This window comes from Methylobacterium sp. 2A (assembly GCF_009806555.1).
In the GTDB taxonomy this organism is placed as follows: domain Bacteria; phylum Pseudomonadota; class Alphaproteobacteria; order Rhizobiales; family Beijerinckiaceae; genus Methylobacterium.
In genome coordinates, this window is sequence record NZ_VUOK01000018.1 from 61,562 (window position 1) to 87,956 (window position 26,395).

General features: G+C 70.3%; 26 protein-coding genes. 12 read left to right on the plus strand and 14 right to left on the minus strand.

What is annotated here, in order from left to right; translation table 11 throughout:
* Positions 1-37: 37 nt before the first annotated feature.
* The 3 genes from fliP to FVE89_RS08605 all read right to left on the minus strand — a co-directional run bounded on the left by fliP (position 38) and on the right by FVE89_RS08605 (position 2,382).
* Positions 38-748, minus strand: a complete 711-nt coding sequence (gene fliP, locus FVE89_RS08595) for a flagellar type III secretion system pore protein FliP (protein ID WP_202130685.1) — start codon at positions 746-748, stop codon at positions 38-40.
* A gap of 71 nt (positions 749-819) precedes the next feature.
* Positions 820-1,887: a flippase-like domain-containing protein gene (locus FVE89_RS08600; protein WP_348644675.1), complete on the minus strand. Its 1,068-nt coding sequence runs from the start codon at positions 1,885-1,887 to the stop codon at positions 820-822.
* 63 nt (positions 1,888-1,950) lie between these two features.
* The gene (locus FVE89_RS08605) at positions 1,951-2,382 is read right to left on the minus strand and encodes a hypothetical protein (RefSeq protein WP_160533623.1); all 432 of its coding nucleotides are present in this window, start codon (positions 2,380-2,382) and stop codon (positions 1,951-1,953) included.
* 180 nt (positions 2,383-2,562) lie between these two features.
* Here FVE89_RS08605 and FVE89_RS08610 point away from each other — a divergent pair, with 180 nt between their 5' ends.
* Together FVE89_RS08610 and FVE89_RS08615 are read left to right on the plus strand one after the other, a co-directional pair.
* Positions 2,563-3,873, plus strand: a complete 1,311-nt coding sequence (locus FVE89_RS08610) for a capsule biosynthesis protein (RefSeq protein ID WP_160533624.1) — start codon at positions 2,563-2,565, stop codon at positions 3,871-3,873.
* 97 nt (positions 3,874-3,970) lie between these two features.
* Positions 3,971-4,255, plus strand: coding sequence for a hypothetical protein (locus FVE89_RS08615; protein ID WP_160533625.1), 285 nt, complete (start codon positions 3,971-3,973; stop codon positions 4,253-4,255).
* Between the two features lie 63 nt (positions 4,256-4,318).
* Here FVE89_RS08615 and FVE89_RS08620 read toward each other — a convergent pair whose 3' ends face one another.
* The 8 genes from FVE89_RS08620 to FVE89_RS08655 all read right to left on the minus strand — a co-directional run bounded on the left by FVE89_RS08620 (position 4,319) and on the right by FVE89_RS08655 (position 12,360).
* The gene (locus FVE89_RS08620; protein ID WP_160533626.1) at positions 4,319-5,680 is read right to left on the minus strand and encodes a sigma-54 dependent transcriptional regulator; all 1,362 of its coding nucleotides are present in this window, start codon (positions 5,678-5,680) and stop codon (positions 4,319-4,321) included.
* A 59-nt stretch (positions 5,681-5,739) separates the two neighbouring features.
* The gene (fliN, locus tag FVE89_RS08625) at positions 5,740-6,072 is read right to left on the minus strand and encodes a flagellar motor switch protein FliN (RefSeq protein WP_160533627.1); all 333 of its coding nucleotides are present in this window, start codon (positions 6,070-6,072) and stop codon (positions 5,740-5,742) included.
* 16 nt (positions 6,073-6,088) lie between these two features.
* The gene (locus tag FVE89_RS08630) at positions 6,089-6,700 is read right to left on the minus strand and encodes a FliH/SctL family protein (RefSeq protein ID WP_160533628.1); all 612 of its coding nucleotides are present in this window, start codon (positions 6,698-6,700) and stop codon (positions 6,089-6,091) included.
* The gene (locus FVE89_RS08635; RefSeq protein ID WP_160533629.1) at positions 6,697-7,743 is read right to left on the minus strand and encodes a flagellar motor switch protein FliG; all 1,047 of its coding nucleotides are present in this window, start codon (positions 7,741-7,743) and stop codon (positions 6,697-6,699) included. Before FVE89_RS08635 ends, FVE89_RS08630 begins: the two co-directional genes overlap by 4 nt.
* Positions 7,744-7,768: 25 nt before the next feature.
* On the minus strand, positions 7,769-9,400 hold the full coding sequence (gene fliF, locus FVE89_RS08640) for a flagellar basal-body MS-ring/collar protein FliF (protein ID WP_160533630.1): 1,632 nt from the start codon (positions 9,398-9,400) through the stop codon (positions 7,769-7,771).
* A gap of 218 nt (positions 9,401-9,618) precedes the next feature.
* On the minus strand, positions 9,619-9,894 hold the full coding sequence (locus FVE89_RS08645) for a DUF1153 domain-containing protein (RefSeq protein WP_007569077.1): 276 nt from the start codon (positions 9,892-9,894) through the stop codon (positions 9,619-9,621).
* 91 nt (positions 9,895-9,985) lie between these two features.
* A complete protein-coding gene (locus FVE89_RS08650; protein WP_160533631.1) occupies positions 9,986-10,669 on the minus strand; it encodes a flagellar hook capping FlgD N-terminal domain-containing protein in 684 nt (227 codons plus the stop codon).
* Between the two features lie 74 nt (positions 10,670-10,743).
* Complete coding sequence (locus FVE89_RS08655; RefSeq protein ID WP_160533632.1) at positions 10,744-12,360, minus strand: flagellar hook-length control protein FliK; 1,617 nt, start codon at positions 12,358-12,360, stop codon at positions 10,744-10,746.
* A gap of 250 nt (positions 12,361-12,610) precedes the next feature.
* On the opposite strand from FVE89_RS08655, the gene mnmA reads away from it, so the two are divergent.
* From mnmA to FVE89_RS08675, 4 genes are all read left to right on the plus strand, one after another.
* Complete coding sequence (gene mnmA / locus FVE89_RS08660; RefSeq protein ID WP_160533633.1) at positions 12,611-13,765, plus strand: tRNA 2-thiouridine(34) synthase MnmA; 1,155 nt, start codon at positions 12,611-12,613, stop codon at positions 13,763-13,765.
* Positions 13,766-13,790: 25 nt separating this feature from the next.
* Positions 13,791-14,444 carry a class I SAM-dependent methyltransferase gene (locus tag FVE89_RS08665; protein WP_160533634.1) on the plus strand — a complete coding sequence of 218 codons (654 nt, stop codon included), beginning with the start codon at positions 13,791-13,793 and terminating at the stop codon, positions 14,442-14,444.
* On the plus strand, positions 14,441-15,241 hold the full coding sequence (locus FVE89_RS08670) for a TVP38/TMEM64 family protein (protein WP_160533635.1): 801 nt from the start codon (positions 14,441-14,443) through the stop codon (positions 15,239-15,241). Before FVE89_RS08665 ends, FVE89_RS08670 begins: the two co-directional genes overlap by 4 nt.
* A 356-nt stretch (positions 15,242-15,597) precedes the next feature.
* Entirely contained in the window at positions 15,598-17,052 is a 1,455-nt protein-coding gene (locus FVE89_RS08675; RefSeq protein ID WP_160533636.1) for a HAMP domain-containing sensor histidine kinase, read from the plus strand.
* A 4-nt stretch (positions 17,053-17,056) separates the two neighbouring features.
* On the opposite strand, the gene bioB is transcribed toward FVE89_RS08675, so the two are convergent.
* Both bioB and FVE89_RS08685 read right to left on the minus strand, forming a co-directional pair.
* The gene (gene bioB, locus FVE89_RS08680; protein ID WP_160533637.1) at positions 17,057-18,058 is read right to left on the minus strand and encodes a biotin synthase BioB; all 1,002 of its coding nucleotides are present in this window, start codon (positions 18,056-18,058) and stop codon (positions 17,057-17,059) included.
* 48 nt (positions 18,059-18,106) lie between these two features.
* Positions 18,107-18,991, minus strand: a complete 885-nt coding sequence (locus FVE89_RS08685; RefSeq protein ID WP_160533638.1) for a fumarylacetoacetate hydrolase family protein — start codon at positions 18,989-18,991, stop codon at positions 18,107-18,109.
* Between the two features lie 430 nt (positions 18,992-19,421).
* Here FVE89_RS08685 and FVE89_RS08690 point away from each other — a divergent pair, with 430 nt between their 5' ends.
* From FVE89_RS08690 to FVE89_RS08700, 3 genes are all read left to right on the plus strand, one after another.
* Positions 19,422-20,723 (plus strand): outer membrane protein transport protein, encoded by a 1,302-nt coding sequence (locus FVE89_RS08690; RefSeq protein WP_160533639.1) that lies wholly within the window; start codon positions 19,422-19,424, stop codon positions 20,721-20,723.
* Positions 20,724-20,865: 142 nt separating this feature from the next.
* Positions 20,866-21,174, plus strand: coding sequence for a hypothetical protein (locus FVE89_RS08695; protein WP_160533640.1), 309 nt, complete (start codon positions 20,866-20,868; stop codon positions 21,172-21,174).
* A gap of 17 nt (positions 21,175-21,191) precedes the next feature.
* On the plus strand, positions 21,192-21,488 hold the full coding sequence (locus tag FVE89_RS08700; protein WP_160533641.1) for a hypothetical protein: 297 nt from the start codon (positions 21,192-21,194) through the stop codon (positions 21,486-21,488).
* Between the two features lie 28 nt (positions 21,489-21,516).
* Here the strand turns inward: FVE89_RS08700 and phaC are convergent, their stop codons facing one another.
* A complete protein-coding gene (gene phaC / locus FVE89_RS08705; RefSeq protein ID WP_160533874.1) occupies positions 21,517-23,298 on the minus strand; it encodes a class I poly(R)-hydroxyalkanoic acid synthase in 1,782 nt (593 codons plus the stop codon).
* A 233-nt stretch (positions 23,299-23,531) separates the two neighbouring features.
* Between phaC and FVE89_RS08710 the strand changes: the two genes are divergently transcribed.
* The 3 genes from FVE89_RS08710 (at position 23,532) to FVE89_RS08720 (ending at position 26,323) form a co-directional block, all read left to right on the plus strand.
* A complete protein-coding gene (locus FVE89_RS08710; protein WP_246730552.1) occupies positions 23,532-23,915 on the plus strand; it encodes a hypothetical protein in 384 nt (127 codons plus the stop codon).
* Between the two features lie 112 nt (positions 23,916-24,027).
* Positions 24,028-25,245: an LL-diaminopimelate aminotransferase gene (locus tag FVE89_RS08715; RefSeq protein WP_160533642.1), complete on the plus strand. Its 1,218-nt coding sequence runs from the start codon at positions 24,028-24,030 to the stop codon at positions 25,243-25,245.
* A gap of 865 nt (positions 25,246-26,110) precedes the next feature.
* Complete coding sequence (locus tag FVE89_RS08720; RefSeq protein ID WP_160533643.1) at positions 26,111-26,323, plus strand: hypothetical protein; 213 nt, start codon at positions 26,111-26,113, stop codon at positions 26,321-26,323.
* Positions 26,324-26,395: the final 72 nt, after the last annotated feature.

The window sequence follows — 26,395 nt, forward strand, 5'->3', positions numbered from 1 at the left end:
CTGACGACGCCCGGCTGTCCGCGGATCGCGTGTGCCGTCAGCTCCCGTAGCTCTGCACCAGCGACCCCGCCACCAGGGTCCATCCGTCGACCAGCACGAAGAAGATCAGCTTGAACGGCAGGGAGACCGTGGCGGGCGGCAGCATCATCATGCCGATCGCCATCAGCACCGAGGCGACCACGAGGTCGATGATCAGGAACGGGATGAACAGCAGGAAGCCGATCTCGAAGGCGCGCCGCAGCTCCGAGATCATGAAGGCCGGGGTGACGATCTCCAGGCCGACATCCTCGGGCCCCTTGGGTGCGGGCACCTTGGCGAGGTCGAGGAACAGCTTGAGGTCCTTCTCGCGGACGTTCTTCAGCATGAAGGTCTTGAACGGCGCCGAGGCGCGCTCGAAGGCCTGGGCCTGCGTGATCCGGCCGGCGATCAGGGGCTCGATCCCCGCGCTGTAGGCCGCGCGACCCGTGGGGGCCATCACGAAGGCGGTCAGGAACAAAGCGAGGCTGACCAGCACCGCGGTCGGCGGCGCCGTCTGGGTGCCGAGCGCCGAGCGCAGGAGCGAGAGCACCACCACGATCCGGGTGAAGGCGGTGGCCATCACCAGCACCGACGGGGCGACCGCCAGGACGGTGATCAGCGCGACGAGCTGGAGCGCCCGCTCGGTGGTGCCGCCGGCGCCGAGGTCGAGGGTGACGCTCTGGGCGAGGGCCGGCGAGGCGGCGAGCAGCGCGAGGGCCGGGATCACCATCCGGCCCGGAGGCCGGAATTTGCGCCTCGGACCGGGGCGAGTCGGGGAGTTCGGCACGGCAGGCGTTGGTGTCACGAGCGGTCGCAGGTCGGCGCGGCGGGGCGGACGCCCTCGCGGCGGGCTTCGAGATTCTGCCAGACGAGGAGCGACGGCAGGCCGAGCACCACGTCGGGCACCCGGCGGGCGAGGGAGAGGGCGATGGCCGTCCCGGCATCGATGCCGAACAGGCCGCAGACCAGCACGAGCCCGCCCTCCTGCACGCCGAGCCCGCTCGGGACCAGGAAGGCGGCGGCCTTGATCGCCTGGTTCAGGGATTCGATCACCAGGATGTCGGTGAGCGCGACGTGGTCGACGCCGATGCAGGTCAGCACGATGATGATTTCGGTCGCGCCGAGGAGCCAGGCCAGCGCGTGCAGGGCGATGGACTGGGCGAGACGCCCCCGCCGCCCCGGCCCCCAGACCGCGTCCAGCGCGCCCTGGATGCGCCGGCTCGGCTCGGGCCGGGCCTCGGCCTCGCGCACGAAGCGCCGGCCGAGGGCGGCGATCCGGTCCTCGAGGACACGGACGATCCCGGTCCGCTGGAGCGCGAAGAACGCCGCGACGGCGAGTGCCGCCACCGCGAGGGTGCGCAGCGTCCAGTCGGCGAGTTCGGCCGCCGCGGCGCCGTCGACCTGGGTGAGGAGCCCGGCCCCGAGGCCGGCGAACAGGGCGAGCGTGCCGACCTGGAACAGCAGATCGGCGAGCACCGAGGCGGCGGCGAGCGAGCCCGCGACCCCCCAGAAGGTGAGGAGCCGCGCGCCCAGCACCTCGCCGCCCACCGAGGCGACCGGCAGCAGGACGTTGATGCCCTCGCGCACGAAGCGCAGGATCAGGCAGGCCGAGGCCGGGGCGGGCGACAGCCCGTCGAGGATGCGCGCCCAGGCGAGGCCGCACACCACCAGCACCAGCGCCCGGACCAGCGTGACGCCGACGAAGCCCGCGACGCCGATCCGGCCGAACGCCGTCGCCACGGCCTGGAGATCGTTGGTCGCCACCAGCCAGACCGCGAAGCCGAGCCCGATCAGCGTGCCGAGCAGCGGGAGGCGGCGCACGAGGGCGCGGACGGCCCGGCGCTTCCCGGATTGGCGCGCCTCCGTCACGGTTGCAGCGTGCGCGTTACGCATCGGGAGGCGGGCAAGAGCGTCAGCTCCGGGTTGGGCCGGTCAGCGTGCCGGCGGCGATTCGTCGAGCGATACCGCCGCTAGTGCGGTATTGGGGCCGAATTCGGGGGACGGCCGCCGCGGCGGAGCGGGGGCAAGGACAGCGGCCAGCGCGTCCGCGGGGCCGGCCTCGGGATCGAGCAGGACGACGCGGCCGGACGCGAGGCTCGCGCCGGTGGCGACCGCGATGGCGCGCTTCGGGCACGGGCCGAGGCAGCCCGACTCGACGATGCAGAGCTTCCGCCGGCCGGCCGCCTCGTCCCGGGGGGCCTGCTTCCCGGCCTTCTTCAGGAGCGCGCGGACGGCGCGCGGGCGCAGGCCCTGCCGCTTGGCGCATTTGGAGCAGACGACCACGACCTCGGTGAGCTTGGTCCTGGCGGAGCGGCCGGCAGGGCGGCGATCCGCGTCGCCGGTGGAGCGTGGCTCTGTCATCATCCGGAGACTCTAGGGCGCGATACCGGCATCGGGCTACGTCGCCCGTCGCCGCGGCTCGGAGGGCCGGGACCGGCGCCATAAAAAGGGCCTAAAAGAACGGGATTCCGGTTCCGCGCACGGGCCGCCCCTTGGCCGGCGCCGCCTCGGCGGAACCGGCGCAGACCCAGGAACAAAGAGCGGATGAGCCTCGACGACGTCAAAGACGACACGCGCGAAAGCGAGATCGTGACGTTCGCTGCCCCGACGATGACCGAGCTGCGGCGGAGCGCGGAGACGATCCGGCCTGTCCCGGAGAAGCGGGGCTTGCAGGCTTTGGCCACCGCGATTCGCCAGCGCCTGGACTGGACCCGGCTGCCGGGCCTGCGCCCCCGCCAGGAGGACACGTCGAGCTACGGCGCGCGGATCATCCGCCGCATCAGCCTGTTCGTCGTGCTGCCGACCCTCGTGGTCGGGCTCTACCTGTTCGGCTTCGCGTCGAATCAATATGTCGCCGAGGCCCAGTTCGCGGTGCGCGGCAACGTCGAGCCGATGGAGAACATCTCCCTCGGCCAGTACACGAGCCTGATCCAGAAGCACAACAGTCAGGACAGCTTCATCGTCCGCGACTACATCAACAGCCAGACCATGGTCGAGGCGCTCGAGAAGAGCATCAGCCTGTCCAAGATGTTCTCCCGTCCGGAGGCCGATTTCTGGACGCGGTTCGATCCGAGCGACCCGATCGAGGATCTGACCCAGTACTGGCGCAAGCACGTCGACGCGCATATCGATTCGATCTCGGGCGTGATCCGCCTGTCGGTCCGGGCCTTCACGCCCGACGATGCCCTGACCATCACCCGCGAGGTGGTGACGCGCGCCGAGGCGCTGATCAACGACATCTCGAAGCGCGCGCAGGCCGACATGGTCGTCCAGGCCGAGGCCGACGCCAGGACCGCGCAGGAGCGCCTGCGCAAGGCGCATCTCGCCCTGCAGAGCTTCCGCAATCAGTGGGGGGTGATCGATCCGGTCAAATCCGCCGAGGGGATCCTGACGACCCTCACGATGCTGCGGAAGGACAAGCTCAAGGCCGAGAACGACCTTCAGGTCCTGCGCAGCTCCAACCTGGACGAGCGCTCGCGCTCGATCCAGACGCTCGTCGCCAATATCGCGGCCATCGACCAGCAGATGAAGGCGCTGCAGGACGAGATGACCACCGCGGGGGCCGCCCTGGGCGGCCCGAACCTGACCGAGGCCCTGCTCCAGTACGAGGGCCTGCAGGTCGAGCGGACGATCGCCGAGAAGCTTGAGGAATCAGCCCATCTGCTGCTCGACCGCGCCCGCGTGGCGGCCGGCAAGCAGCACATCTTCCTGGCGACCTTCGTGCCGCCGGTCCTGCCGACGGACAGCCTCTACCCGGAGCGGGGCCACACGCTGCTCGTCGCGTTCTTCTGCTTCTTCGTGCTCTGGAGTTCGTCCTCGCTCCTGATCGCGGGCATCCGCGACCAAAGGATGTAGGCAGCCGCCGAGCGGCTCTGGATCCCGCGCCGCGCGGTCTGTAGAGGGGGTGGCCGGCGATTCCGGTGCCCGGTGAAAGAGCGAAGTCTAACGGTCCATGTCGGATTTCTCCGATCTCGTCGCGAAGGCGATCCAGCCCTCGATGACCCGGGAGGAGCGCGAGGCGGTCTACGCCGTGGTTCGACAGGCCGTGCTCCGCCTGCAGGAGCGGGAGGCGCTCCCCCCCGGCGATCCGCGCGTGGCGCTCCAGCGCCATCTCGTCGAGGAGACGATCCGCGATGTCGAGGGCGACGTCGCCCGCTACGCCTCGCTGCGCAAGCTTGAGGCCGCCTTCGCGGCTCAGAACGAGACGGACCGGGCGACGAAGAGCGGGCGCCGGTAGAGCGCACGCTCGGCCGAGGCGGAAGCTCGGCGCGCCGCCACTGCGGCGCGCATCAAAGGGGTGTCACCCGCAGGCTACGCTCGCCCGCACGCTGCCGGGCTCGGCCACGTCGAGGCCCGCCGAGACGTACTCGTTGAGCTTGTTGCGCAGGGTCCGGATCGAGATGCCGAGGATCTTGGCCGCATGGGTGCGGTTGCCCAGGCAATGGTCCAGGGTGTCGAGGATCAGGTCGCACTCGACCTGCGCCACGGTCCGCCCCACCAGCCCGCGGGTGGCGGCCTCGGCGGCCTGCGCGGCGCGCGTCGCCGGACCTTCCGCGGCGATCGCCTCTCCATCGGGGGAGAGGATCGCCTCGGGGCCGATCGCGTCGCCCGAGGCCAGCAGCACCGCCCGGTGCAGGGTGTTCTCCAGCTCGCGGACATTGCCGCGCCAGGGGTTCCTCAGCACCAGCGCGCGCGCCTCCGCGGAGAGCGGGCGGGCCGGCACGCCGTTCACCGCAGCGTATTTCTTGGCGAAATGCGCGGCGAGTTCCAGGATGTCGGCCGGCCGCTCGCGCAGGGGCGGCAGCTTCAGGGCCACGACGTTGAGCCGGTAGAACAGGTCCTCGCGGAACGTGCCCTTGCGGACCTCCTCGGCGAGGTTGCGGTTCGAGGTGGCGAGCACCCGGATATCGACCCGCACCGGCGCGGTGCCGCCGACCCGGTCGATCACCCGCTCCTGGAGGGCGCGCAGCAGCTTCGCCTGCAGGCGGACATCCATCTCGGAGATCTCGTCCAAGAGCAGCGTGCCGCCATTGGCCTCCTCGAACCGGCCGATGCGCCGGGCGACCGCGCCGGTGAACGCCCCCTTCTCGTGGCCGAACAGCTCGGATTCGAGCAGGGCCTCGGGGATCGCCGCGCAGTTCACCGACACGAAGGGCTTGCCCACCCGGTTGGACTTCTGATGGACGTGGCGGGCCAGCACCTCCTTGCCGGTGCCGCTCTCGCCGGTGATCAACACCGAGGCCTCCGAGCGGGCGACCTGCTCGGCGAGCTTGACCACGCGCTCCATCGACGGATCGCGCCACACGAAGGCGGCGCGGTCGGTGGCCACCGCCTCCAGCACCGCGGCGATCATCTCGGGATCCGGCGGGAGCGGGATGTATTCCTTGGCGCCGGCCCGGATCGCCGCCACGGCGGCCGAGGCGTCGGCCGAGACCCCGCAGGCGACCACGGGGGTGCGGATCCGCTCCGCCTCCAGGGCCGAGACGAGCCCCGCGATCGGCAGCGACACGTCGATCATGATCAGATCGGCGCCGCGGGCGCGCAGCACGTTGAGGCCCTGCGGCACGGCGTCGGCCTGGGTCACGGAGGCGCCGCGCTGCATGGCGATCTTCGAAGCGGTGATCAACTCGCCGTTGAGCCGCCCGATCATCAGGAGCCGCATAACTCGTCCCTCTCAAATCCCATGGCGCGGACAGCCCCCCGGCGTCCGGCCGGTAAAACCTATTCGCCCTTGACGATCTCGGTCATCGTCACGCCGAGCCGATCCTCGACGAGGACGACCTCGCCGCGGGCGACGAGCCGGTTGTTGACGAACACGTCGATCGCCTCGCCGACCTTCCGGTCGAGTTCGAGCACGGCGCCCGGCGCCATCCGGAGCAGGTCGCCGATCGGCATCCGGGCGGAGCCCAGCACCGCCGAGACCATCACGGGCACGTCGAAGAGCTGCTCCAGGTCGGCGGCGGTCTTGGGCGTGGTCGGCGCGTCGCGGATCGAGCCGCCCGCGTAGTCGGGGTCGTTCTCGCCGAGCTGGGGCAGGCTGAAATCGTCGGACATCGGCATCGGGATTCCTTCAGGAACGCGTCGGCAGGCCGAGGGCGTCGAGCACGGCCGCCTCGATGCGGGCGCGCTCCCGGACGATGCCGCCATCGGCCCACTCGATGCGGGCGTCGCCCGCCGCCATGTCGGGGTCGCCGAGGACGACGAGGCGGCCCTCGTAGCCGCGCTCGCGGGCGAGGCGCTTCATCAGGGCCTCGGCCTCCTCGACCAGGCTGTCGTGGACCCGCACCACGAGGTGGGGCACCCCGCGCAGATGCTGGAGCGCGGCGCGCGCCGCCTCGCCGATACCGGCGAGCGGCACGGCGTCGAGGGCGTCGCCCGCGACCTTCCGGGCGATCAGCATGGCGACCTCGACCGCCTGCACCTCGCGCTCGGCGTCGCGGGCATCGGCCTGGGCGATGAGGCCCGCGGCGGCCAGCGCCAGCCGGTTCAGGGCGTCGGCGAGCCGCCCCTGGATCTGCGCCTCGGCCTGGACCCGCCCCTCCTGCAGGCCGCGGGCATGGGCCTCGGCCTCGGCGCGGGCGGCGGCCTCGGCGGCGCGCTGCGCCTCGGCACTGGGACGCGCGCTGCGGAAATCGGTCTCGAACAGGAACGGCTTCGCGCTCCGGGCGGATTGGGCGCTCAATAGACCAGCTCCTCCTCGGCGCTATTCTTGGCGATCATGATCTCGCCCTTCTCGGCGAGGTCCTTGGCGATCTCGGTCATCTTGGCCTGCGCCTCGTCGACCTCCTTGAGGCGGACCGGGCCCAGCGAGGCCATCTCGTCCGTGAGGTTCTTGGCCGCGCGGGTCGACATCTGCCGCATGAAGAAGGCGCGGGTCGCCTCGTTGCCGCCCTTGAGCGCCCGGCACAGGGTTTCGTTGTCGACCGAGCGCATCAGGGTCTGGACGCTGCCCGGATCGAGCTTCAGCAGATCCTCGAAGGTGAACATCAGTTCGCGGATGCGCTTGGCCGAGCCGCGGTTCGCCTGGTCGAGGGCGGCGAGGAAGCGCCCCTCCGTCGACCGGTCGAAGGCGTTGAACACGTCGGCCATCATCTCGTGGGCGTCGCGGCGCTGGGTCTGGGCGATGGTGGAGACGAACTCGACCCGCAGCGTCTCCTCGATGTGGCGCAGGGCCTCCTTCTGGACCGTCTCCATGCGCAGCATCCGGTTCAGGACGTCGATGGCGAACTCTTCCGGCAGGATGGTCAGCACCTTGGCGGCGTAGTCGGCCCGCACCCGGGACAGCACCACCGCCACGGTCTGCGGGTATTCGTTGCGCAGGAACGAGGCGAGGATCTCGGGATCCACCTGGGCGATCGAGGCCCAGACGCGCTTGCCCGACGCGCCCTTGATCTCCGCCATGATCAGCGAGACCTGATCGCTCGGGAAGATTTTCAGGAGCAGCGCCTCGGTCCGCTCGAAGTTCGACGAGATGCCGCCGCTGTTGCCGAGTTTGGTCACGAACTCGATGATCAGCTTCTCGACGGTGGCGACCTCCAGCGTGCCGAGCTGGACCATCGCGTGGCTGACCTTCTTGACCTCGTCCTCCTCCAGCATCTGCCAGATCGGCGCGCCTTCCTCCTCGCCGAGCATCAGCAGGAGCGCGGCGGCGCGCTGCGGGCCGGGCATCGCCGCGAAGGCGTCGACGCCCACATTCGCCAGGGTGTTTGCCGGTCCTGCCGCCATCGTTCCGCCCTCGATCCCCTACGCGTCACTCTTCCTGGAGCCAGCCGCGCAGCACCTCGACGGTCTCGGTCGGGCTCGCCCGGACCATGTCGACGACGCGCTGCACGGTTTCGGCCTGGACCTGGCCGTTGATCTTGGCGAACTCCATCAGCCGGGCGGTGGGGTTGTCCCGCTCCAGGACCGTGATGGTCCCCGCGGGCCCGGCGACCGCCACGGCCTCCGCTGCGGCGCCCATCCCCGGCGCGGCGAGCGACGGCGGATCCGGCACCGGCGCCAGCACCTGCTTCACCAGCGGGCGCACCACGGTGAGCAGGACGATCAGGGTGAGGAGTGCCAGCACGGCGAGTTCGGCCATGCGCAGCACGTCCTCCTTGGTCGGCGCGAGCAGCGATTGGATCAGCGTCGGCTCGGTGAATTGCGGCAGGCTCGGCGCCTCGGCGAATCGGAGATTGACGACCTCGATCTGGTCGCCGCGGGCCTTGTCGAACCCGACCGCGCTGCGCACCAGGGCGGTGATCCGCTCGATCTCGGCGGGCGCGCGGGGGCTGTAGGTCTGCTTGCCGTCGGCCGCGGTCGCGTAGACCCCGTCGACCACCACCGCCACCGACAGGCGCTTGATCCGGCCGCCCTCGGCCACCTCGGTCTTGGTTACCCGGGAGATCTCGTAATTCGTGGTCTCCTCGTTCTTGTTGGTCGCGTCCTTGGGGGCGGGCGCCTTGTCGCCCCCGTTGGCGCCGGGCAACTCGTTGCCGACGCTGACCTGCCCGTCGGCGTTGCTGGTCTGCGAGGATTCGGTCCGGGTCTGGGCCGAGCGGACGACGCGGCTCTCGGGATCGAAGGTCTCGGAGCGGCTCTCGATCCGGTTGAGGTCGAGTTCGGCGTTGACCTGCACCCGCGCCCGGCCCGGCCCGACGATGCCGGCGACCACGTCCTCGATCTGGCCGCGCAGGCGCCGCTCCAGGGCGACCTGGCGGTCCTCGAAGCCGCTGGCGGCGTCCGCCTCCGCGTCCCGGGCGCCGTCCGCGAGCAGGCGGCCGCGCTCGTCGACGATCGAGACCCGCTCGGGCTTCAGGCCCTCCACCGCGGAGGCCACGAGGTGGCGGATCGCCCGGACCTGCCCGGCATCGAGGTCGCCCATCAGCTTCAGCACGATGGCGGCGCTCGGGTTCTCCCGGTCGCGCTCGAACAGGCGCCGCTCCGGCAGGACGAGGTGGACCCGCGCCGCCTGGACCCGGCCGATCGCCTGGATCGAGCGGGCGAGCTCGCCCTCCAGGGCGCGCAGGTGATTCACGTTCTGGACGAAGTTGGTGGACGAGAACGCGTCGCCCTTGTCGAAGATCTCGTAGCCGACGCCCCCCTGGGTCGGCAGGCCCTTGCCGGCGAGGTCCATGCGCAGCTTGGCGAGGTCGCCCCGGGGCGCCAGGATCGTCTGGCCGGCCTCGCCGCGCGTCTCGTAGCGGATGCCGCGGCTGTCGAGGTCGCGGATGACGGCGGCCGAATCCTGCATCGACAGGTCCGAGAACAGCACGCCCATGTCGGGGCGCGAGACCCGCAGGATGATGAAGGCGAAGAAGCCGATCAGCGTCAGCGTCACCGCCGCCATGGCGGCGATCCGGGCCGGTCCGAGCTTCGTGACGAGATCGAGGACCGGCTTCACGGGCGGGTTCGCTGCACTCTGAACGCGATGCGGGCCCCTGCGGCCCGCCCGGCAGAATTTGCCCAGGCCATGGTTAGCGGGGCGTTAATGCCGGGCGCGGCAGCGGCCGATGGCGGCGGCCGGAACGACGCGAAGCCGCGCCCGGGGTCGGGACGCGGCTTCGCGGGGCTTCGGGAACGGACGGTACGGGCGGAGGGGCCCATCCCGGTGATGCCCGATCAGTGCCGGTAATGCTGGATCCGCGTGGTGCGCAGGCCGGCGAGCCCGTGCTGATCGATCGAGAACTGCCAGCTGAGGAATTCTTCGGTGGTCAGGGTGTAGCGCTTGCAGGCCTCCTCCAGGCTGAGGAGACCGCCGCGCACCGCGGCCACCACTTCGGCCTTGCGGCGGATCACCCAGCGGCGCGTGCTCGGGGGCGGGAGATCCGCGATGGTCAGGGGACTGCCGTCGGGCCCGATCACGTACTTCACTCTCGGGCGGCTAGGTTCGGTCATGATACGCTCTACACTCGACTGACCTGTCGAGCCTCGAAGGTACTTGCGCCCGCTTAAGAGATGTTGAAGCGAGTCACTCGGATGTGATTCGTTAAGCGCCACTTGTGGACAACCCGATGGTCTGCACGCTGGAGAGCGGCACTTTCTGCTGGCCGATCAGCAGGACCGGCGCAGAGCCGCTGAGATCGACTTCGTCGACTGTCCCCGACAGGCTGGTATCGACCGCCACGGTGGAACCGGTGGCGTCCGTGGCGGCGACCTTGATCGAGTAGGCGCCGTCCGGCGCCGTCAGCCCTGCCGAGGTCTTGCCGTTCCATGTATAGGTCTGCGCACCCGCGGCGAGCGAGGTGGTCTGGGTCGCCACCACGTTGTTGTTCGAATCGAGGATCGTGATCACCGCCTTGGAGGCGGCCCGGGCCGGCGTCAGCGTCCAGGCGGCCGCGCCGTCGGAGAGCTGCGAGGACGTGCCGCTCGCCGTGATGGTCTTGCCGATGTAGCTGGTCGCCGTGGCCGAGCTCGCCGATTGCGAGGCGGTCAGGATGCTGTCGAGGCGGTCATTGGTCTTGAGCTGCTGTTCGACGCCGGCGAACTGCACGAGCTGCTGCGTGAACTGGTTGGTGTCCATCGGGTCGAGCGGGTTCTGGTTCTTGAGCTGCGTGGTGAGCAGCGTCAGGAACTGCGTGAAGTTGCTGGCGATCTCGGTCGCGTTCCCGCTGCTCGACGCCGTGCCGGACGTGGATGCCGTGCTCGCGAGGCTCGATATGCCGCTGGTCATGCTGGTCTCTCCCGTGCCGCGCCCGGAGCGCGGGCGCACGATGGTTGCGTGTCGTTCGGCGGGGGCCGCCGCGCCTAGATCCGGATGTCGAGGCCGCCGTAGCCGCGCAGCCACCGGGTCGGGGCGATCTCCTGCGGGGCCTCGGCCTGATCCCGGGTCCAGCCGGCCGTCCCGCCTTGGGGGGCGCCGCCCTGCTGGTTGCTGCCGCCGCCTCCGGTTTGCGCATTGCCGTCGCCGCGCAGCGACAGGTTGAGGCCGCCGGCCGATGGATCGAGGCCTGCCTGCGTCAGGGCCTGCTGCAACTGGTTCGCGTCGCGCTGGAGCATCGCCAGGGTTTCGGGGCGGTCGACCACGAGATGCGTCGTGACCGTCCCGCGGGCCTTGTCGATCTCCAGCTTGACGTCGACCCGCCCGAGCTCGACGGGGTCGAGGCGGATCTGGAAGGCGTTCGACCCGTTCAGCGAGCGCAGGCCGATCGCCATCGGCACCTGCCCGATGGGAATCGGCGGGGTCGTCTGGGCGGACGTCTGCGCGGGCGCCGCCTGCGCCGCATTGGCTGCCCCGGCGGAGGTCGTCGGCGTCGCGGGCGCTCCGCCCGGATTGGCCGAGCCTGTCGCCTGCGGCGCAGGGCCGGCGGCACCGGAGGGCACCGGACCCGCGGCCTGACCGGCATCGGCCAGCGCCGTCAGGAAATCCGTTCCGGGACCAGCCGCATTGGCCGCCGGGTCGCCCGTGCCGGTCTGCGCGGCCGCGACCGGGCTGGCGCTCGGATCGACCGGCTCACGCCGCGCCGCGCCGGTCGATGCCTGGCCGAGGGCCGGCCCGGTGATTCCCATCACCTCCGTGCCGCGCGCAGCATTGGCCGTGCCCGTGCCGGCGGGCGTCGATGCCGGTGCCGCCGAGCCGGGTAGGGGGGCTCCGGCTGTCAGCGGGCCCACGCCGCTCCCATCGCCGGCCGTTTCCGGATCCGAAGGCGGATCCTCGCCCTTCGTGGTGGCGATGCGGGCCGCGGCGCCCCCCGACATCGCCGCGATCAGGCTCAGCAGCGTGGCGGCGGGATCGGAATGCGCGGCCGGCGCCGGGCCATCGCCCTGGCCTGTCTGCGCCGCCGGTTCGGCCTGGACCGGCACGTCGGCGTTCGTGGCGGACGCGTCGGCCGCCGGATCCTGCGCGGAGGAGCCAGCCGTCGCGATCTTCGGACTGGTCGGATCCCCGTGCGCGGGGGCTTCCGACGGCGCCTGCGGCCCCGCCGAAGCGTCGGCCTTCAGGACCGGATCGGAAGCGGCAAGCGGCGTCCCGGCGCGCGGGGCGGCCGGCTGCGCGATCGCAGGGGAGGTTGTGCCGGTTGCAGCGCTCCTCGGCTGTGCGACCGCCGACCGCCTGTCCGATGCCCGGGCCTCGGCCTGCGCAGCTGCGTCGCGATCCCGCTCGGAAGCCGACCGGGAGGCGTCAGCCTCCGCACGCTGCGTCGCCTGCCGTTCCCGCGCCGCGTCGGTGGCATCGCGCTGGCTGGCCGCCCGAGCCTGCGCGGCCGCGGCATCGTCCCGGGTCCGGGCCGCGGCGAGGGCCGCGCCGAACCGGTCCTGCGCGGAGGTGCCGGACCGCGCGGCGATGCCGGCCGATTCCCAGCTCGTCCGCGTGGATGGAATCCACGCTGTCACATCCAGCCGATCCGTCGCACCGCTCGCCATGCCGGGCTCCTTCCGGAGGCGGTGCAGCAAGGCGCGCGCCAACGGAGCGCCGCGGCAAACCTCTGAAAACGCTCGCCTTTATCGGACGCCGACGCGCGTGCCAGGGGTCGAAGCTGCCGCCTGCCCGGCAGGATCTGCCGGGTGGTCATACCTCTACCGGGTCCTTCACCCTGGAAAGCCGGCCGGACTCCCGCTATAGACGCCCCGTGCAGCCGGGACGCTTCCGGGCAGGCGGCTGCGGATCCTCGTGATGAACGCCCTCGATCTCCCCAAAGCCCCCCACGAGACGCGCGTCGTCGTCGCCATGTCGGGCGGCGTCGATTCCTCCGTGGTCGCCGGGCTCCTCAAGCGCCAGGGCTTCGACGTGGTCGGCGTCACGCTCCAGCTCTACGATCATGGCGCGGCGAGCCACCGCAAGGGCGCCTGCTGCGCCGGCCAGGACATCCACGACGCCCGGGCGGCGGCCGAGCATCTCGGCATCCCGCACTACGTCCTCGATTACGAGGACCGGTTCCGCGACGAGGTGATCGAAAAATTCGCCGAGAGCTACCTCGCGGGCGAAACGCCGATCCCCTGCGTCGAGTGCAATCGCACGGTGAAGTTCCGCGACCTGCTGGGCCTCGCCCGGGACCTGAACGCGGACGCGCTCGCCACCGGCCATTACGTGGCGAGCCGGGCGCTGCCGGGCGGCGGGCGGGTGCTCCACCGCGCCCTCGATCCCGCCCGGGACCAGAGCTATTTCCTGTATGCCACCACGGCCGAGCAGCTCGATTTCCTGCGCTTCCCGCTCGGCGAGATGGAGAAGACCGAGACCCGCGCTCTGGCGAAGGAGCTCGGCCTGTCGATCGCCGAGAAGCCGGACAGCCAGGACATCTGCTTCGTCCCCCAGGGCCGCTACAGCGACGTGATCGCCCGCCTGCGCCCCGACGCCGCCCGGCCGGGCGAGATCGTCGACCTCGCGGGAGAGGTCGTGGGGCGGCACGAGGGCATCGTGCACTACACGGTCGGCCAGCGCCGGGGCCTCGGCCTGTCGGGGCCGGAGCCGCTCTACGTGGTGCGGCTGGAGCCGGATTCCGCCCGTGTCGTGGTCGGCCCGCGCACGGCGCTCGCCACCACCCGCATCCGCCTCTCGGAGCTGAACTGGCTGGGCGAGGGGCCGGCCGAATCCGTGCGCGACCTGCCGGTGGCGGTGCGCGTGCGCTCGACCCGGCCGCCGCGCCCGGCGACCCTGACGGTCGGGCCGGACGGCGCCGCCGAGGTGGTGCTCGCCGAGCCCGAGGACGGCGTGTCGCCGGGGCAGGCCTGCGCGATCTACGCGGATGACGGCCCCCGGGCCCGGGTCCTCGGCGGCGGCACCATCCGGCGCGTCGATGCGTTGTCGGCCCGGCCCCGCGAGGCCGCCTGATCTCAACCTCTGGAACCTTCGAACGATGCTGAGCGAGCCGCAGACGGCCGGGCCGAGCACGGCCCTGATGCGCAAGGCCTATGCCCGCTGGGCCCCCGTCTACGACGTGGTCTACGACAAGCTCACCGAGCCGGCCGCCCGCGCCGCCGTCGAGGCCGCCGCCGAGCACGGGCCGCGGATCCTGGAGGCCGGGGTCGGGACGGGGCTGGCGCTCGGCTACTATCCGAAGGCGAGCTTCGTCTGCGGCGTCGACCTGTCCGAGGACATGCTGAAGCGCGCCCGCGCGAAGGTCCGGCGCCGGAACCTGTCCCACGTGAAGGGCCTGCAGGTGATGGATGTCTGCCACCTGGGCTACGCCGATGCGAGCTTCGACGCCGTGGTGGCGCAGTTCCTCATCACCCTGGTGCCCGATCCCGAGGCCGCGATGTCGGAATTCCTGCGGGTGGTCCGGCCCGGCGGCGGCATCGTGCTGGCCAACCATTTCGGCCAGAGCGAGGGCCCGGTGGCCCGGGTCGAGGAGATCGTGGCGCCGCTCTGCACCAAGATCGGCTGGTCGTCGGACTTCAAGGCGACGCGGATCGAGGCCTGGGCGCGGCGCAACGGCGTCGAGGTGATCGGGCTGAAGCCGACCTTCCCGGGCGGGTTCTTCAAGATCCTGCGGATGCGCAAGCCCGGGTGAGCGAGGCCATCCCCGTCGGAGCCCCCCGCGAGGGCCGCTGGAAGCGCGTCCGGCGCTGGCTGCCCCTCCTGCTGCTGCTCGGCATCTCGATGGTCGTCCTCGTCTCGGGCGCCGCGCAGATCCTGAGCCTCGATCGTTTGCTCGCCTCACGGGCGTGGCTGCGCGGATTCGTCGAGGCCGACTATGCCCGCGCGCTGGTCTCGGCCTATTGCCTCTATGTCGGGGCGGTGGTCGTCTCGGTGCCGGCCACGCTGATCCTGACCATGATCTGCGGCTTCCTGTTCGGCATCGTTCCGGGGGCGATCACGGCGCTCTGCGCCGCCACCACGGGGGCGGCGATCGTGTTCGCCATCGGCCGCGGCCCCGGCGCCGACCTGCTCCGCCGGATGGGCGGCACCCGGCTCGCAGCCCTTGCCGAGGGCTTCCGGCGCGATGCCTTCGGCTACATCGCAGTGCTGCGGCTGCTGCCGCTGTTCCCCTTCTGGGTGACCAACCTCGCGCCCGCCGCCTTCGGCGTGAAGATGCGGGTTTTCGTGCTCGCGACCTTCCTGGGCCTGTTGCCCGGCGCCTTCGTGTACGCCACCACGGGGGCGGGGATCGAGGATGTGGTCGCCGCCCACGAGGCGGCCCGGACGGCCTGCCTGGCCGGCGACGGGACCGACTGCGATCGGGCCCTGACCCTGCGGGACCTCGTGACGCCCAAGATGGTGGCGGGGCTCGTGATGCTGGCGGCCTTCGCGCTGGTCAGCATGGTCCTGAGCCGGCGCGCCCGGCGCCGCCAGAGCGTGCTCCGCTGAGGGATATTCCGATGCGGCGCGCGAGCGCGCCGGAACAACGACGTAAAGCGATCGCCGAGCGCCGGGCGATCGGACCGGGCTCGTCCATGCGGCGGAGCGAAGGTTCGCACGGGCGCGGATCGCAAGGCGCGAGGCGGCGCCCTCGGACACACGGACGGGGCACAACCGCGATTCCGGGCGAAGGGGGCACGTGCAACCGCTTGCGGGCCACGCCATTATAGTGCTCACGGCCAAGAGGCTGTATCGCCTGTAAAACCGTGGCTCGTGAACATGTCCCCCGCGAAGGCCGGAAACGGCTTGAGCAATCGCCTCCCCGTCGATCCGCATCCGCGACGCCCGCGCGGAGCGTGACCGGCATGACGCTCGATTCCGACACCGCCGTCGCGGCGTCCGGCCTGCCCGTGTCGACGCCGGCCCGCGACGGGCTCGACCGGCGCAGGACGCGCCTGGGGCTGTCCGGCCGGCTGTTCCTCGTCACCGTGGCCTTCGTGGTGGTGGCGGAGGTGCTGACCTACGTGCCGGCGGTCGCCAATTACCGGATCGAGTGGATGTCCGACCGGCTGGCGGCCGCGCAGGTCGCTGCCCTGGTCCTCGACGGCCGGACGGGCGAGCCGGTCTCCGAGGTGCTGGAGAGCCGGCTGCTCGCCGGCGTCAACGCCCGCGCCATCGCGGTGCGCGGCGGCGGCACGCAGCGCCTGCTCGCCATCGAGGCCGTGCCGGAACGGGTCGCCGACACGGTCGATCTGCGCGACGTCACGGCGTTTTCGGCGATCCGCGGCGCGTGGCGCACCCTGATGGCTCCCGCGGATGAGCCGATCCGCGTGGTCGGGGAGGGCGGCGGCGGTTTCGACCGGGTCGAGATCCTCCTCGACGAGGCGCCGCTGCGGGCCGCCATGGTCGATTACGCCCTGCGCCTGCTGGTCTCCTCGCTGATCATCGCGGCCTCGGCGGCGGGGCTGGTCTTCGTGGTGCTGCAGGTCCTGATCGTGCGCCCGGTGCGGCGGCTGGTGACCAGCATCACCGCCTTCGCGGACGATCCGGAGGATGCAGGCCGGATCATCGCGCCGTCCCGCCGCAGCGACGAGATCGGGCAGGCGGAACTCGCGCTCGGGCGGATGCAGCGCAGCCTCGCCGATCAGCTTCGCCAGAAGCGGCGGCTCGCCGAGCTGGGGCTCGCCGTCAGCAAGATCAGCCACGAATTGCGCAACCTCCTCACCGGCGCGCAGCTGCTCGGCGACCGTCTCGAAGGCACGGCCGACCCCACCGTCCAGCGCGTCGCGCCCCGCCTCGTGGGTACGCTCGCCCGCGCGATCCGCTTCTGCGAGGCGACGCTGGCCTATGGCCGGGTGACCGAGCGGGCGCCGCGCCTCGTCAGGACACCCCTGGCGCCGATCTTCGCGGAACTCCCGGACCTCGCCGCGCTGTCGGCGCATCCCGTCGCCGTCCAGGTGGCGGCGCGCGGCCTCTGCGTTCAGGCCGATGCGGAGCAGCTTGGCCGGGCGCTCGCCAACCTCGTGCGCAACGCCGTGCAGGCCCTCGACGGAGCCAAGGTCGCCGACGCCACCGTGCGGGTCGTGGCCGCCCGCGAGGAGCCGGGCCGGGTCACGATCCTGGTCGCCGATAATGGCCCCGGCCTGCCGGCGCGCGCCCGGGAGAACCTGTTCGCGCCGTTCGCGGGCTCGACGCGGTCCGGCGGCACCGGGCTCGGCCTGCCGATCGCCGCCGAGCTGATCGGGATCAACGGCGGCACCCTGACCCTCGACGAAGGCGCGGGCGGCGCCCGGTTCCGGATCGTGCTGCCCGAGGGCTGAGGGCCTATTCCGCCGCGGCCAGGACCGGCTCGGCGACGCGGATGCCGAGATCGGCCAGCAGGGCCGCATCCGCATCCGCCTCGGCGTTGGCGGTCGTGAGCAGGCGTTCGCCGTAGAAGATCGAGTTCGCCCCGGCGAGGAAGCACAGGGCCTGGGCCTCCCGGCTGAGCGCCCTCCGGCCGGCGCTGAGCCGGACCCGGGCCCGGGGCATCACGATCCGGGCGGTCGCGCACATGCGCACCATGTCGAACGAATCGACCGCTTCGGCCTTGTCGCCCAGCGGCGTGCCGGCCACTGCCGCCAGCGCGTTGATCGGCACGCTCTCCGGATGCGGCGCGTGGTTGGCCAGAACGTGCAGCATCGCCACGCGGTCGCTCGCCGCCTCACCCAGGCCGATGATGCCGCCGCAGCACACGCCGATCCCTGCCGCGCGCACCCGCTCCAGCGTGTTCAGACGATCCTCGTAGGTCCGGGTCGAGACGATCTTGTCGTAGTAGTCCGGCCCCGTATCGAGGTTGTGGTTGTAGGCCGTGAGGCCGGCTTCGGCGAGGCGCTCGGCCTGGCTCGCCGTCAGCATGCCGAGCGTGACGCAGGCCTCCATGCCGAGGCCGCGCACGCCCCGCACCATCGCGAGCACGGCGTCGAATTCCGGCCCGTCCTTGGGGCTGCGCCACGCGGCGCCCATGCAGAACCGGGTGGCGCCCGACGCCTTCGCGGCCGCGGCCTCGGCCAGCACGCTCTCCACCGGCATCAGGCGCTGGCGCGCGAGGCCGGTCTCCTTGTGGTGGGCCGATTGCGAGCAGTAGCCGCAATCCTCGGGGCAGCCGCCGGTCTTGATCGACAGCAGGCTCGCCCGCTGGACATCGGCCGGGTCGTTATACGCCCGATGCACGGTGGCGGCCCGATGCACGAGGTCGAGCAACGGCATGTCGTGGATCGCCTGGATCTCCGCCACGGTCCAATCGTGGCGGATGTCCTGCGGGTGCGGGGCGGCGGCTTGGCTCATGATCCCTTTGAGTGGGATCGGCGCAGAAAATCAAGCGCCCCGCCGCGCTCAGCCGGTTGGATCTCCGGCCGAGACCTTGGCGGTCCAGTCGTCGAAGGCGATGACCTTCTGACGCTGTTCGCCCAGATGCTCGATCCGCAGCACCATCTCGTCGCCGGCTTTCAGATAGCGCGGCGGCTTCATGCCGAGGCCGACACCGGGCGGCGTGCCGGTGGTGATCACGTCGCCGGGCTCCAGCAGCATGAAGTGCGATGTGTAGGCCACGAGCTGGGGCACGTCGAAGATCATCGTGGCGGTGGAGCCGGTCTGCCGGCGCTCGCCGTTCACGTCGAGGCTCATGGCGAGGTTCTTGAGGTCGGGGATCTCGTCGAGGGTGACGAGCCAGGGACCCAGCGGCCCGAAGGTCGGCGCGCTCTTGCCCTTGGTCCAGGTCGGGCCCCGGTTCATCTGCCAGTCCCGCTCCGAGACATCGTTGCAGATGCAGGCGCCCGCCACGTAGTTCAGCGCCTCGTTGGCGTGGACGTAGCTGGCGCGGCGGCCGATCACTACGGCGAGCTCCACCTCCCAGTCCGTGCAGGATGAGCTCTTGGGGATGATCACCGTATCGTTCGGGCCGCAGAGGCTCGACGGCGCCTTGTTGAAAATGATCGGCTCCGCCGGGATCGGCGAGCCGGTCTCGGCGGCATGGTCGGCGAAGTTGAGGCCGATCGCCACCACGTTGCGGGTGCCGCCGACGCAGGGGCCGAGCCGCACGTCCGGCGGCAGCTTCGGCAGGGTCTCTGGATCGAGCGCCCGCAGCCGCGCCAGCGACTCGGGGGCCAGCGCCGGGCCGGCGATGTCGCGCACCACGCCCGAGAGGTCGCGCAGGCCTCCGCTCGCGTCCACGAGGCCGGGCTTCTCGTCGCCGCTCGGGCCGTGCCGGAAGAGCTTCATTGCCGCGCTCCTGAATCCTACCCTGGAACCGGTCTATGCCGGCCGCGAGGACCATGGCCGGGCGCCGGTCCCGGCGCAAGCGGGGCGAGCGGGCTTGGCTCCGGTAGCGCGGGTGTCGCACCGAGGCAACAGCTTGGCGAGAAAGTGCATGCCGGCCCGCTGCTGGATTTATTGTTCTCAATCACGAGTGTCTATCGACGTCTGGGATCGGTTTTGGGAAAATCAGTAATAGGGCAAATATACAAGGCGTAAAAACGTATAAGAGGCATATTTTATTGTATTTTGTCTTTCTGCTTCCAGGGCCGATTATCCTTGCGGCCTTGCCCTCGAAACCTGCACCATGCCCGGAAGGCTGCCGCGTAACGGCTCTCGAATAAGCGACGGCGCCAGGCAAAGCTGAAGGGCTTGGGGGAACACGATGGGCGGGACAATGCGCGCGGCGATGCTCGCGGCGATAGCAATGGTCCTCGGCGCCGGAGCGGCGCATGCGGGCGCGTTCGGGATTCGGGAGCAGAGCACGCAGGCGCAGGGGCTGGCCTTCGCGGGGGCCGCGGCCGGCTCGGGCGGCCTCTCGTCGATCTTCTGGAATCCCGCGACGATCACCATGAATCCCGGCTTCGTGTCGGAGCAGAACTTCACCTTCATTGGCCTGTCCTCCACGATCCGGCCGGACCTCGGCACGAACCCGGGCTTCGCGCGCCTGGGCGGCTCCGGCGATATCGGCCAGGGGGCCGTGGTGCCGGCGGGCGCCACCTCCTATCAGATCAACGACCGCCTCTGGCTCGGCCTCTCCACCGGCGCGCCCTTCGGCCTCGTGACCAAGCCCCGGCAGGTCTGGGCCGGCGAGGTCTACGGCCGCTCGTCCCGGATCTTTTCCCTGGCGATCAACCCGGTGATCGGCTTCAAGGTCAACGAGTGGCTCTCGCTCGCCGCCGGTCCGAACATCGAATATTTCCGCCTGACCCTGCGCCAGGCCCTGCCGATCCCCGGCATCCAGCCGACCGTCTATCCGAGTTCCTTCGTCAAGGGCGAATCCTGGGGGGTGGGCTTCACCGCCGGCGCCACGCTGACGCCGCGCGACGGCACCGTCCTGGGCATCGGCTACCGCTCCTCGGTGCATCACGACATCGACGGCTCGATCGGCGTTCCGCTGCCCAACCTGGCGCCGCTGGCCGGGCAGGTCCGCGCGAAGCTCAACACGCCCGACAAGCTGAGCGTGGGCCTGACCCAGGCGCTCTCGCCGGTCGCCCGGGTGAACCTGGGCTTCGAGTGGGACAACTGGTCGAGGCTGGGCACGGTCGGCATCGTGTCGAAGACGCTGGGCGTGCCGGTCAACAACCTGCCGCTGAACTACAAGGATGGCTACACCTACTCGATCGGCGCCGAGTACGACGCCGCGCCGAACCTGACGCTGCGCACCGGCTTCGCCTACGAGACCTCGCCGATCGACTTCACCAACCGCTCGGTGCGCCTGCCGGACGGCAACCGCTACGACGTCTCGGTCGGCGCCAGCTACCGCTGGAGCCAGCAGCTGACCTTGAACGTGGCCTACTCGCACTTCTTCCTGAACCGCTCGCGGCTGCTGGCCGGCCTCGGCCGCGACTACAACGTCGGCAACATCGCCTTCGCGGGCGTGGTCGATTCGAGCGCCGACATCGTCTCGGTGGGCTTCCGCTACGTGTTCGGCGCCCCGCCGCCGGCTGCGCCCGCGCCGCTGGTGCGCAAGTACTGAAGCGGCGGTTTTCGTGCGCTTCATAGTGAGGCGCCGATCGAAGCGCGAAACCGGAAGATGGCGGTAGCGCGCGACGCAGTTTGGACCTTGAACGTATCCGCCTGTATCGCGCCTTTGACGGGATGTTGGATCAGCCACTGAGGTGGATCGCAGTCGTCCGCATCCCGTTGTTTCAGTTGTCGACGCGGCCTATCTTGAGGCCATGATGGCACTGCCCGATCGTACCGGGGCCGATAAGGCCGACCAGCGGAAGGGTCATTCGGTCAGCATCAGAACCTTGATCCTGGTGCCGATAGCGGCCGGCCTGATCGCGTCGCTCTTCGCAAGGTTTGGGCTGTCGTTCTTCGACAACATTCAGCCGAAGACGCTCGATTATTTGACCGCGTTGTTCAGTGTGACCGCTTGGGGCGCATTGCTTGCCGTGGAAGCGTTCGAGAGATACCGGAAGTAGCCGGGAATGTCGCATCCATGGAGGTTGGCGACGAGGTTTCCATCGTCGCGGGCATTGTCGTGTCGGCGCTGGGCCTCTGGTTAAGACCTCACAACCGCAGCCGCGAGCGATTTCCGCTGCTCTTGGCCAATGGCATCGCGGTCGGTCCGCTGATGCTGATCATGCTGAGCCCGTTGCCGAGTCTGATCGGCTGGAATGCCGATTTCCTCGACATTGCCATGAACGAAGGTCGGATAACGATCTTCTGGGCGGCGGCATTTGCGACGGCCCAGTTGTTGATCGATGTGTTCAGCCCCCCGAACCGGCACCCATGATCTGACGCGACCGGGCTGCCGATGCGCCTCAGGCGCGCATCCGCACATAGGTCCCGGGCGCCGGCCCCAGGGATTGCAGCGCGTCGCCGCCGGGCTTGCGCGCCGGAACCCGATCCGGCGCCTGCGCCTCGATCCACTGGAACCAGTAGGGCCACCACGAGCCCTTGGTCTCCGCCGCGGCGGCGATCCAGGATTCCAGCGTCCCCTTCACCGGGCCGCCGGTCCAGTAGCCGTATTTCGGCTTCGACGGGGGGTTGATCACGCCCGCGATGTGGCCGGAGCCCGCCAGCACGAAATCGACCTTGCCGCCGAACGCCTTCGAGCCCTCGAACACCGAGAGCGCCGGGGCGATGTGGTCCTCGCGGGTGGCGAGGTTGAAGATCGGCACCTGCACCTTCTTCAGGTCGAGCCGGACGTTGCCCAGCACCATCCTTCCCTGCGCCAGCGTGTTGTTGAGGTAGCAGTTGCGCAGGTAGAAGGAATGGTTCGCCGCCGGCATCCGGGTGGCGTCGGAATTCCAGTACAGCAGGTCGAAGGCCGTCGGCTCCTTGCCCTTGATGTAGTTGTTGACGACGTAGGGCCAGATCAGGTCGTTCGGCCGGAGCATGTTGAAGGCGTTGGCCATCCGGGAACCGTCGAGGTAGCCCTGCCGGGCCATGCGCGCCTCGACCTGGCGGATCTGTTCCTCGTCGGCGAAGACCTTCAGGTCGCCCGCATGGGTGAAGTCGACCTGGGTGGTGAGCAGCGTCGCGCTCTTGATCCGCCGGTTGCCGGTGGCGGCCTGCATGGCGAGGGTGACGGCGAGCAGCGTGCCGCCGACGCAGTAGCCGGCCGCCGTCACCGCGTTCTCGCCGGTCGCGACGCCGATCGCGTCGATCGCCGCCTCGATCCCCTCGCGCATGTAGGACTCGAAGTCCTTGTCGGCGTGACGCGAATCCGGGTTGACCCAGGAGATGCAGAACACCGTCAGCCCCTGATCGACCATCCACTTCAGGAAGCTCTTCTGGGGGTTGAGGTCGAGGATGTAGAACTTGTTGATCCAGGGCGGCACCATCAGGAACGGGCGCCGCAGCACCGTCTCGGTGGTGGGGGCGTACTGGATCAGCTCGATCAGGTCGTTGCGGAACACCACCTCGCCGGGCGTGACCGCCATGTTGCGGCCGACCTCGAACCCGCTCGGATCGGTCTGGCGTACGCGCAGCTGCCCGCCGCCCGCCTCAAGATCCTCCTCGTACATCTTCAGGCCGCGGACGAGATTGGCGCCATTCTCCTGAAGGGTGTGGCGGATCAGCTCCGGGTTGGTCGGCAGAAAGTTCGAGGGCGAGAGCATGCTGGTGAGCTGGCGCAGGTAGAACTGCGCCTTGTGGCGCGTATGCGCGTCGAGCCCCTCCGCCTCCTCCACCAGCCCCTCGGCCCAGCGGGTGGCGAGCAGGTAGGCCTGCTTGATGAAGTCGAAATACGGGTTGGTGGACCATTCCGCATGGGCGAAGCGCGCATCCCGGGGCTCGGGCAGTGCCACGGGGTCGGCCGGCTGGCCCTGCAGGCGCAGGAAGGTCGAACCCCACAGCGACAGGAAGGCCTGGGACAGGCGCGCCTGCGCCTCCGCGCTCTTGTTCGGATCCGCGAGCCACGCCTCGGCCACCTGTTTGAGGACCTTGGCGGCCTCGTTCATCTCCTCGCCGGGGCCGCCGGCCGGGCCATCGGACTGGAGCAGGCGGCCGACATTGCGGCCCATCGCTTCCATGAACTGCCCGGTGTTGCGCGTCAGCGCCTCCAGATCCGGCAGGGACGGGCTGGTTCCGGCCGGCATCACGCCGTCGGAGACCGGCTTCGGAGGGGCAGTCCGGTCCGGCGCCTGAGGGCTGGTCAAGCGAGCCTCCCTGTGTGTTCGTCCGTCGACCCGTGCATGGGCCTCGTTTCCGACAAAATAACGAGCGAGCCAGAGTTTTCGCCAGTGCGTTCACGAATGCGACCGAAACATCCGGCTGATCTTCTCATGCCCGCCCGTCTTCTCATGGACATGTGACTATGGATCGACCCGCTTTGATCCCCGTCGCTCGCGTTCAACGCACCGGCCGGCTCCCTGGCTTCACCCGCGCGGCGATTCTCGCCGTGCTCACCGGCTCGCTGGCCGCCTGTTCGGGCGATGTCGTGCGCTCGCTGGCCTCGGATGCAGGCTACGGGCCGCGCGTCGTAGCGGCACCGGACTTCGTGACCGAATCCCGCAGCAAGGCGGCGCCGGACTACATGCCGGTCGGCGTCGATGCGCCGAAGCGCGCGGTCCGGGCGAAATCCGTCACCGGTCAGAAGGAACTGGAGGCGGAACTGGAGGGCGCGCGGGGCCGCAACGAGGCCCGCGGCCGCGCCGCCGCGAGCGCCGGACAGGGCGCGGCGGCCACGATCAAGCCGGCCCCGGCACAGCCGTAAGGGCCACGGTTTTGTGGGTCGGCGGCGGCGCACAAGTCTGTTAGACTCGGTGGTTCGCGCGACCGGCACAGATGAGAGACGCCAGCTCCGGGGCGCGCCGATGGACAGGCCCATGACCGACTTTCACCGCATCAAGCGTTTGCCGCCCTACGTCTTCGAGCAGGTCAACCGGATCAAGGCCGCCGCCCGGGCGCAGGGCGCCGACATCATCGATCTCGGCATGGGCAACCCGGATCTCGACGCCCCGAAGCACGTCATCGCCAAGCTGTGCGAGACCGCCGGGCGCCCGCGCACCGACCGCTACTCGGCCTCCAAGGGCATCGCCGGGCTGCGCAAGGCCCAGGCCGGCTATTACCAGCGCCGCTTCGGCGTGAGCCTGAACCCCGACACGCAGGTCGTGGCGACGCTGGGCTCCAAGGAGGGCTTCGCCAACATGGCCCAGGCGATCACCGCCCCGGGCGATGTCGTGCTGGTGCCGAACCCGAGCTACCCGATCCACGCCTTCGGCTTCCTGATGGCGGGCGGCGTGATCCGCTCCGTGCCGGCCGAGCCGACCCCCGCGATGTTCCCGGCGCTGGAACGCGCCATGCGCCACTCGATCCCGAAGCCCGTGGCGCTCGTGGTCTGCTATCCGTCGAACCCCACCGCCTACGTGGCGAGCCTCGATTTCTACAAGGACCTCGTCGCCTTCGCGAAGCAGCACGAGCTGATCCTGCTCTCGGACCTCGCCTACGCGGAGGTCTATTTCGACGGCAACCCGCCGCCTTCCGTGCTGCAGGTGCCGGGCGCGATCGACTGCACGGTGGAGTTCACCTCGCTGTCGAAGACCTATTCGATGGCCGGCTGGCGCATGGGCTTCGCGGTGGGCAACGAGCGCCTGCTCGCGGCGCTCACCCGTGTGAAGTCCTACCTCGATTACGGCGCCTTCACGCCGATCCAGGTCGCCGCCACCGCGGCGCTGAACGGACCGGACGATTGCATCCACGAGATGCGCAGCATCTACAAGAAGCGGCGCGACGCGCTGGTCGAATCCTTCGGCAAGGCCGGCTGGACCATTCCCTCGCCCGCGGCCTCGATGTTCGCCTGGGTGCCGATCCCCGAGCGCTACCGGGAGATGGGCAGCCTCGAATTCTCCAAGCTGCTCTTGGAAAAATCCGACGTGGCGGTGGCGCCCGGCATCGGCTTCGGCGAATTCGGCGACGACTACGTGCGCATCGCGCTCGTCGAGAACGAGCAGCGCATCCGCCAGGCCGCCCGCAACGTCCGCCGGTTCTTCGACGGCACCGACAAGACCCTGCACAACGTCGTGCCGATGGCCCGGGCCGGGTAGGACGCGCATCCGACCGGGCGAGGCGGTTCGGAATGGCCCGGGCCGCCTCGGATCGCGAAACGCGGCGCCGGTCCCCGAAGCGTTGCCGGAGGCCTAGGCCTGCGAGGTGTCCGGGCCCGCAAATCGCCGCGTGAGCGCGTCCGCCGCGCGGGTCCTGCGCGCCGCGAGGTCACGGATCGAAACCGCGGCTTGTGCGAAACCGCCGGCCGTACCGGGCCGATCCGTTTTGGCGGTCGCCCGCGCGGCGAGGCCGTCCGCCCGATCGGTGATCGAGGCGAGCAGGGCGCGTCTGCGGGCGGCGCCGGTTGCAGACGGCGCCGCCCACATCGCGGCCAAGCCGTCGGCGAAAACCTGTGCGGCGGCTGCGGCGGCGATCGCGCCCCGGAAGTCTGTCTCCGAAGCGCCCGAGGCACGGCCTCCCGAATGGGCGCCGCCCGCCGCCGAAGATGTCGACTCGTCCCCCATCAGCGATGCGAGCGATGATCTCATGGCAGTCGTTCCAGGCTGGTCTGCGTCAGGACACGACAAGCTTCTAGGACAGGATGGTTAAGAAAGCTCAAAGCGCAGGTTTTATCCTGAGTTGCATCGAATGTTGCTCTATGAAATTCCGATGGCAGCCGTGAAGTATCTCCCTGCTGACCATGAATGCAGGATGGATTTGAATCTATCCTGTGTCCGGGTGCAAGTTTATTATTCGCCGTGGCCGCGCCGATCCTCATGCCGCGAGATGCACGGTGCGCGCTGGAATTGTTGCCGCAGGGCGACAGGCTTGGCCAAAGGTGTCATCGTCCGGCTCCGGCGCTTGTCAGGGCGGACCGCGATGGCCAGGGTCGGGGGAGGGGTCTTCCCGCGTCCCGAGAGAAGCATGCGCCGCCTGAACCTGATCGCCGCCCTGCTGCTCGCCGCCGCGGCGTCGGCCTGCGCGCCGAACCCGATCATCGCCCGCGATCCGATCCCGGCACCCGGTCCGACGGATGTCTACGCGTGCGATTCGAAGCCGTTGCCGGTCAATGCCTTCATCTCGGATTGCAAGCCGGTGCCGGCGAGCCCGCAGGTGGTCCTGCGCGCCCGGGGCTGATCCGGCCGAACGGTCGGTAACCGATCCGGTCGAAGGGGCCGGACAATCCGGCTGCGATCAGCTAGACTGTTC

Coding starts and splice junctions, on each gene's coding strand:
- FVE89_RS08675 (WP_160533636.1), top strand. CDS start 15,598: ATGACGCTCGATTCCGACACCGCCGTCGCGGCGTCCGGCCTGCCCGTG.
- FVE89_RS08690 (WP_160533639.1), top strand. CDS start 19,422: ATGCGCGCGGCGATGCTCGCGGCGATAGCAATGGTCCTCGGCGCCGGA.
- mnmA (WP_160533633.1), top strand. CDS start 12,611: ATGAACGCCCTCGATCTCCCCAAAGCCCCCCACGAGACGCGCGTCGTC.
- FVE89_RS08665 (WP_160533634.1), top strand. CDS start 13,791: ATGCTGAGCGAGCCGCAGACGGCCGGGCCGAGCACGGCCCTGATGCGC.
- phaC (WP_160533874.1), bottom strand. CDS start 23,298: ATGCCGGCCGGAACCAGCCCGTCCCTGCCGGATCTGGAGGCGCTGACG.
- FVE89_RS08715 (WP_160533642.1), top strand. CDS start 24,028: ATGACCGACTTTCACCGCATCAAGCGTTTGCCGCCCTACGTCTTCGAG.
- FVE89_RS08635 (WP_160533629.1), bottom strand. CDS start 7,743: ATGGCGGCAGGACCGGCAAACACCCTGGCGAATGTGGGCGTCGACGCC.
- fliP (WP_202130685.1), bottom strand. CDS start 748: ATGGTGATCCCGGCCCTCGCGCTGCTCGCCGCCTCGCCGGCCCTCGCC.
- FVE89_RS08620 (WP_160533626.1), bottom strand. CDS start 5,680: ATGCGGCTCCTGATGATCGGGCGGCTCAACGGCGAGTTGATCACCGCT.
- FVE89_RS08645 (WP_007569077.1), bottom strand. CDS start 9,894: ATGACCGAACCTAGCCGCCCGAGAGTGAAGTACGTGATCGGGCCCGAC.
- FVE89_RS08700 (WP_160533641.1), top strand. CDS start 21,192: ATGGAGGTTGGCGACGAGGTTTCCATCGTCGCGGGCATTGTCGTGTCG.
- FVE89_RS08655 (WP_160533632.1), bottom strand. CDS start 12,360: ATGGCGAGCGGTGCGACGGATCGGCTGGATGTGACAGCGTGGATTCCA.
- FVE89_RS08615 (WP_160533625.1), top strand. CDS start 3,971: ATGTCGGATTTCTCCGATCTCGTCGCGAAGGCGATCCAGCCCTCGATG.
- fliN (WP_160533627.1), bottom strand. CDS start 6,072: ATGTCCGACGATTTCAGCCTGCCCCAGCTCGGCGAGAACGACCCCGAC.
- FVE89_RS08605 (WP_160533623.1), bottom strand. CDS start 2,382: ATGATGACAGAGCCACGCTCCACCGGCGACGCGGATCGCCGCCCTGCC.
- FVE89_RS08610 (WP_160533624.1), top strand. CDS start 2,563: ATGAGCCTCGACGACGTCAAAGACGACACGCGCGAAAGCGAGATCGTG.
- FVE89_RS08650 (WP_160533631.1), bottom strand. CDS start 10,669: ATGACCAGCGGCATATCGAGCCTCGCGAGCACGGCATCCACGTCCGGC.
- FVE89_RS08720 (WP_160533643.1), top strand. CDS start 26,111: ATGCGCCGCCTGAACCTGATCGCCGCCCTGCTGCTCGCCGCCGCGGCG.
- bioB (WP_160533637.1), bottom strand. CDS start 18,058: ATGAGCCAAGCCGCCGCCCCGCACCCGCAGGACATCCGCCACGATTGG.
- FVE89_RS08685 (WP_160533638.1), bottom strand. CDS start 18,991: ATGAAGCTCTTCCGGCACGGCCCGAGCGGCGACGAGAAGCCCGGCCTC.